Source organism: Maribacter sp. (genome assembly GCA_020629415.1).
GTDB classification, from domain to species: domain Bacteria; phylum Bacteroidota; class Bacteroidia; order Flavobacteriales; family Flavobacteriaceae; genus Maribacter; species Maribacter huludaoensis.
The window spans coordinates 1-6,182 of the sequence record JAHDDL010000073.1 but is presented as its reverse complement, the minus strand read 5'-3'; the positions used below and the strand labels follow the sequence as shown (position 1 = coordinate 6,182).

Annotated in this window: 6 protein-coding genes and 1 other RNA gene; 4 read left to right on the top strand and 3 right to left on the bottom strand. The window is 35.5% G+C overall.

The genetic code is table 11. The annotated features are described in order from the left end of the window. The 3 genes from eboE to QZ657_RS16930 form a co-directional block, all read left to right on the top strand. Positions 1 to 763, top strand: a 763-nt coding sequence (gene eboE, locus QZ657_RS16940) for a metabolite traffic protein EboE (RefSeq protein ID WP_291968213.1), incomplete at its 5' end; no start/stop codon positions are given. Between the two features lie 3 nt (positions 764 to 766). Beyond that, positions 767 to 2,140 (top strand): alkaline phosphatase family protein, encoded by a 1,374-nt coding sequence (locus tag QZ657_RS16935; RefSeq protein ID WP_291968212.1) that lies wholly within the window; start codon positions 767 to 769, stop codon positions 2,138 to 2,140. 6 nt (positions 2,141 to 2,146) lie between these two features. Continuing rightward, on the top strand, positions 2,147 to 2,500 hold the full coding sequence (locus QZ657_RS16930) for a transmembrane 220 family protein (RefSeq protein ID WP_276472717.1): 354 nt from the start codon (positions 2,147 to 2,149) through the stop codon (positions 2,498 to 2,500). On the opposite strand, the gene QZ657_RS16925 is transcribed toward QZ657_RS16930, so the two are convergent. Further along, positions 2,489 to 4,336, bottom strand: a complete 1,848-nt coding sequence (locus QZ657_RS16925; RefSeq protein WP_291968211.1) for a DNA polymerase III subunit gamma/tau — start codon at positions 4,334 to 4,336, stop codon at positions 2,489 to 2,491. The genes QZ657_RS16930 and QZ657_RS16925 overlap by 12 nt on opposite strands. Positions 4,337 to 4,445: 109 nt before the next feature. Between QZ657_RS16925 and rnpB the strand changes: the two genes are divergently transcribed. Continuing rightward, an RNA gene (rnpB, locus tag QZ657_RS16920) (RNase P RNA component class A) lies at positions 4,446 to 4,753 on the top strand. A 96-nt stretch (positions 4,754 to 4,849) separates the two neighbouring features. Here the strand turns inward: rnpB and QZ657_RS16915 are convergent. Next, on the bottom strand, positions 4,850 to 5,386 hold the full coding sequence (locus tag QZ657_RS16915; RefSeq protein WP_291968210.1) for an RsmD family RNA methyltransferase: 537 nt from the start codon (positions 5,384 to 5,386) through the stop codon (positions 4,850 to 4,852). Continuing rightward, the coding region (locus QZ657_RS16910; RefSeq protein ID WP_291968209.1) for a DUF3822 family protein at positions 5,386 to 6,182 on the bottom strand (797 nt) is incomplete at its 5' end. The genes QZ657_RS16910 and QZ657_RS16915, both read right to left, overlap by 1 nt.

The window sequence follows — 6,182 nt, the reverse complement described above, 5'->3', positions numbered from 1 at the left end:
GACCCTTTCGGAAACAAAAAATGCATTTGAAGCCGGTGCTAAGAATATGCTTGAAGTTGCCAAGCAATTGTTCAAAATTGAACAAGATACAGGAAACTATTTGCATTTGGATATTGAACCTGAACCAGATGGTTTGCTAGAAAATAGCGATGAGGTTTTGTTGTTTTATGCGGATTACTTGGTTCCTATAGGTAGAGCTTATTTTAAGCAGGAATTAGGTTTAAATGCAGATGAGGCAGAATCTTTAATTAAAAGATATATTACGGTTTGTTATGATGTTTGCCATTTTTCATTGGCCTATGAGGAGCCGACCGTTACATTTGCAAAGTTTAAGGCGAATGATATTAGGGTAGGAAAAATTCAAATAAGTGCCGCGTTGAAAATTCTTTTCAATGGTACCGATGATGAACGTATTTGGGAAGAACTTTCACAATTTAATGAGCCTACCTATTTACATCAGATAACCGAAAAATTAGACGGAAAGGTTAAGACATATAGTGATTTGCCTTTAGTATTAGAAGGGGAAAGAAATCACACGGAACTTAGAGCACATTATCATGTTCCTATTTTTTTAGAAAAATATGGCAAGTTGTTTTCAACGCAAGATCATATTCTAAAAACGATGGAATATTTAGAAACTGATCCTATATCGGAACATCTAGAAATAGAAACTTATACATGGGATGTGCTTCCGGCAGATTTAAAACAGGATTTATCGGTATCAATAATACGAGAACTAGAGTGGCTTAAATCACACATGTAAAATATGAAGAAAACGGTTGTCATAAATGTAGTTGGGTTAACGAAAAGATTGATAGGTGAACATACACCGTTTATAAAATCATTTTTAGAAAGAGGGCAGGCATCATACATAGAACCTGTGCTACCTGCCGTTACATGTGCTGTTCAATCTACCTACGTAACCGGTAAATGGCCATCTGAACATGGTATAGTTGGTAATGGCTGGTATTTTAAAGATGAGTGTGAGGTTAAGTTTTGGAGGCAGTCTAACAAACTGGTAGAACAACCCAAAATATGGGACGATCTCAAAGAAAAATACCCCAATTTTACCTGTGCCAACCATTTTTGGTGGTACAATATGTATAGCAACGTTGATTTTAGTATTACGCCAAGACCTAATTATTTGGCAGATGGCAGAAAAATTCCAGATGTATATTCTTATCCTGCTGAATTAAGGAACGAAATGCAAAATACATTAGGGGCATTTCCACTCTTTGAATTCTGGGGACCAAAAACTACCATCAACTCATCTAAATGGATTGCAAATGCAGCTTTGTTGACGGATAAGGAACATAATCCTGATCTAACATTGATTTATTTACCCCATTTAGATTATAACTTACAACGTTATGGTCTTGATTTTAAAATAATTTTTAAAGATTTAAATGAAATAGATGCTGTTGTAAAACAATTGGTACAACATTATGAGTCTTTAGACACCAGGGTAATACTTCTTTCCGAGTATGGAATTACAAATGTAAACAAGCCAATTCATCTCAATAGAATTTTAAGAAAAGAAGGATATATAGCCATACGTGAAGAGCGCGGACTAGAGCTTTTAGATGCTGGAGCAAGTGATGCTTTTGCTGTTGCAGACCATCAAATTGCCCATGTGTATTGTAAAAATGAAAAAGATATTGGTAAGGTAGCTGCATTGATAAAAGCAGTTGAAGGTGTGGAGAAAGTTTTATATGGAGATGATTTAAAAGACTACCACATTGATCACGACCGCTGTGGTGATATTGTAGTAGTAGCTGATAAAGATTCTTGGTTCACATATTACTTCTGGTTAGACAATGCCAAAGCTCCGGATTATGCCAGAATGGTGGATATTCATAAAAAACCGGGGTATGATCCAGTTGAAATGATGACTGATCCAAAAGATAAATTGGTTATGGCAAAAGTTGCCGGAAAGCTCATAAAGAAAAAATTGGGTTTTAGAACAGTGATGGATATTATACCAATTGATGCCAGTTTAATAAAGGGTTCTCACGGTCGTTTGACTGAAGATGAAGAAGATTTTCCAATCTTTATAAGTAATTATGTAACTGGTGATAACGATCAGAGAATTAGTGCAGTACAAGTGCGTGATCTTATTGAAGATCACTTATTAAACTAAATTCAAATGAATCTATTATTTAAGATATTAGGCTACGTTTTTGCATTGTTATTTACTGTGGGTGCAGTCTTGCAGTACAATGATCCAGACTCTTTACATTGGATCGTTATTTACGGAACTGCCGCTGTGGTATCGTTATTATTTGCATTAAATAAGATAGGATATATTGTGCCGTTAGTTTTAGGAGTACTTGCGTTTATTGGTTTTGTATATCTATATCCTACAAATTTCCAAGGATTTGATTTAACTGATGGGGATATTGTTACTGTAGAATTGGGGAGAGAGGCTTTTGGACTTCTAATAATTTCAATAGTGCTATTGGTGTTTGCTTTTTTAAGCAAGAAAAGATTACAGGAATAAATCGAATTCTTGTCTCAATAAATCTATTACCGGATTTTTTTCTCTTAACTTCTCGTATTTCTCTTCAGGTGTAAAAGCAAACTTAGTGGCGGTGGTTTCATTTACCTTAATATCTAAATGAATGAAGTGGTTGTTCAGCTTAGCACGTAGATACTCCATTAATTCGAACTGTTCACGTTCTATTTCCTTTTTCATGGTGCTGTTAGGTAGCTCTAAATAAATAGCGAAACCTTCCTTTAATTTTGGAACGTCTGAGTGTAGGTTAGATGCTAGAATTTTTTGACCTTTCTTATCAATGATTTCTATAAAGTTTGCCCAATGTTTACGTAGTTCTTCTTCTGTAAAATTTTCTTTGGGCAAATTATTTTCGTCAATAACGACCTCGATTTTATTGAGTTCGTGCTGTTTTTTAGCATTTAAGCTAGAAATTGAAAGGCCTGACACCCGTTTTGTAGGCCTATTAATAATAGGTTTTTTAGCATCGTTACTAGCATTAGATGTTGTTGATATCGTCGTGTCTTGTTGAGGTTCTTTGGTTTTTACTGGAGCAGCTTGAGTATCTGCTTGTTTAGATTCAACTGCAGTTTCTGTGGTACTGTTTATGGCACTTGTTGCTTTGGGAGCCTCGGTTTGGGTTACGGCAAGTTGATTTCCGGTAACCGGTTTAACTTCGGATTCTTTTTTTGATGTTCTTGGTACTTGATTGTAAAATGCCGAAGGAGCAATAAAATCAACAGTCTTATTGTTAAGAGCTACGGATTCAGGATTTTTTTTTTCTCCATCAAAATTGATAGAGGCTAGTTTCATAAGAGTAAGTTCAACAAGTAAGCGCTGATTTTTACTCGTTTTATATTTTAGATCGCAGTCGTTTGAAATTTCCAATCCTTTAAGAAGGAAGGAGGGAGCGGTCTTTTTGCTCTGGTCTCTATATAATTGTTGTGCAGCTTCGCCAACTTCCAATAAGTTGATGGTGTCAGGATGTTGGCAAACCATTAAATCCCTAAAATGGGATGCAAGGCCAGATATAAAATGGTGCCCGTCAAAACCAAGTGATAGGGTTTTATTGAACAACAATAATAACCCTGGTATATTATGCTCTAATATTAAGTCTGTAGCCTCAAAATAAGTATCGTAGTCTAAGACATTTAAATTTTCGGTAACTGCTTTACGCGTAAGCTCAGAACCTGAAAAACTTACTACCCTATCAAAAATGGACAAGGCATCTCGCATAGCGCCATCAGCCTTTTGGGCTATGATATGTAGTGCATCATCTTCGGCATTGACACCTTGGCTTTCGGCAATATATTTTAAATACTCGGCAGCATCTTTGACCGTAATTCTTTTAAAATCAAAAATTTGACATCTAGAAAGAATAGTAGGTATTATTTTATGCTTTTCTGTTGTGGCCAAGATGAAAATAGCATGCTTTGGTGGCTCTTCTAGGGTTTTTAGAAATGCATTAAAAGCAGATTGGGATAACATGTGTACCTCATCAATAATATATACTTTGTATTTACCAACTTGTGGCGGTATACGAACTTGATCGATAAGGTTACGAATGTCGTCTACCGAGTTGTTTGAAGCTGCATCAAGTTCAAAAATATTGAAGGCAAAATCTTCATTTTCCTTTTCGGTACCATCAGAATTTATCTGTTTTGCCAAAATACGGGCACAGGTAGTTTTACCCACACCTCTTGGTCCGCAGAATAATAAAGCTTGTGCCAAGTGATTTTGGTCTATTGCATTTTGTAAGGTATTGGTTATAGATTGCTGGCCCACAACATCTTTAAATGTTTGGGGTCTATACTTTCTGGCCGATACAATAAATGGTTCCAAAATGTTATCTCTGATTAAACTTATACAAATATAAATATAGCCTTTAATTCTAGCGAGAATTAAGAAAAGAGATCATCTATAGTTATCAACAATTGCCTTACATTTGCGCACAGCAGGCCACCTTATCGCTGCCAAGTAATTGGGAGAGGAAAGTCTGGACACCATAGTGCAGTATAGCGGGTAACGCCCGTCCGCAGAGATGTGAGGACAAGTGCAACAGAAAGCAAGTACAGTTAGGCTGTAGTGAAACCAGGTAAACTCTATACGGTGAAACGTCATGTAAATCGGTGTTTGAGGGCTGCACGCTCAAGCCGAAGGGTAGGCGGTTGGAGCTCTGGGGTAACCCTTTGCCTAGATAAATGATAAGGAATTCTGATTTTTCAGAATACAGAATCCGGCTTATGGCCTGCTTTTTTATTAAGATAGTAAATCTTTAATTTACCTAATGTAAAAAACCTTGAGCATAGTCGACGGTTTTTTACACTTTAATAATTGGGTCTATGCTTTTAGGATTTACTTTTCAAAAAAGCTAAAAACACTTCCGCCGTATTTTCTAGAATTTTTATAGTGGGGAAATTCGGCTAAACTAGTTCTGTTAGAATGTTCAATAATTAATACCCCATCTTCTAGAAGAAGGTCATTTTCAAAAACCAGTTGTGGCAGTTTTTCAAAATCTGCTAATTCCATATCGTAAAAAGGATCGGCAAATATAATATCGAATTTTTCGGTATTTCTTTGTAGAAAGGTAAATACATCACTCTTTAAAGTGCGAATATCCATATCTAGCATTTTAACCGTTTTATCAATAAATTGTATGCATCCGGAGTGAGCATCAATAGCGAGTATATCATCAACGCCCCTAGAAGAGAATTCGAAACTTATATTACCGGTACCTGCAAAAAGATCAAGGACTTTAAGGTCTGGAAAATAATAGCTATTATTTAAAATATTGAACAAGCTCTCTTTGGCCATATCTTTCGTGGGCCTAACAGGTAGTTTTTTAGGAGCCATTAGGTTACGTCCTTTATGTTTTCCTGATATGATGCGCATTATATAGTATTGATAAGGGTGAAGTCTATGGAGCCTGACGAAGGTTCTCCAAGTTTTAATAGTTGGGCCGCCGATGGTTCAAAAATGCTTATATGTTGAATGTAATTATAGCAAAGTTGAAAAGTTTCGTCGTCTTCTTCAATATCCCCAAATAATTTTACAATTACATTTTTAGGGTCTAGTTCCAATTGTTCAATTACAAAAAGTAAGTAATAGGCAAAGTCTTCTTTTGTCTGATATTTAAAACTATTGTACAATAGTAGTTTACGCTGGTTTAGAACCGTAATATCCAGTTGATCCTTATTCACATGTACAAAACACGTAATCTCTTGGTTTTGTGTTTGGTTGTTTAATAAAGATTGCAATAATACCGTGCCATTATGCATAAAATCAAACTCCCCAAAAAGATCATAGATATAGTTGTTAATGTTTACATAGGGTACATATACATTAACTAGATCATGGTTTTCTACCTCGTCATAAGCTAAAACATCATTAGCCAATACCTTGGTGTTAAATTTTAGGTATTCATTTAAATGATCTGTATTGAACAAAGATTTTGGGACCAGGCCAAAAAGGGTATTTCTATGAACGGCTACCACTTCATCAAACTGCATGTTTTCAATATCATGCCTTTGAAAAAGCTTTTCCAATTCATCTTTAGCGGTCATTGGATTTTTTTCTTCAGAAAAATCAATTCTGTCAGAAATCAACAATTTTTGCGAAACAGTGTCTGCTACACAAAAAGAAAGTCCATTCAAGCTAACCTGAATGGACAATTTTTTAAAATTTTTAT

What these genes read in the sequence shown, in the direction of transcription:
- QZ657_RS16935 (WP_291968212.1), top strand. Translation starts at nt 767, where the DNA reads ATGAAGAAAACGGTTGTCATAAATGTAGTTGGGTTAACGAAAAGATTG.
- QZ657_RS16930 (WP_276472717.1), top strand. Translation starts at nt 2,147, where the DNA reads ATGAATCTATTATTTAAGATATTAGGCTACGTTTTTGCATTGTTATTT.
- QZ657_RS16915 (WP_291968210.1), bottom strand. Translation starts at nt 5,386, where the DNA reads ATGCGCATCATATCAGGAAAACATAAAGGACGTAACCTAATGGCTCCT.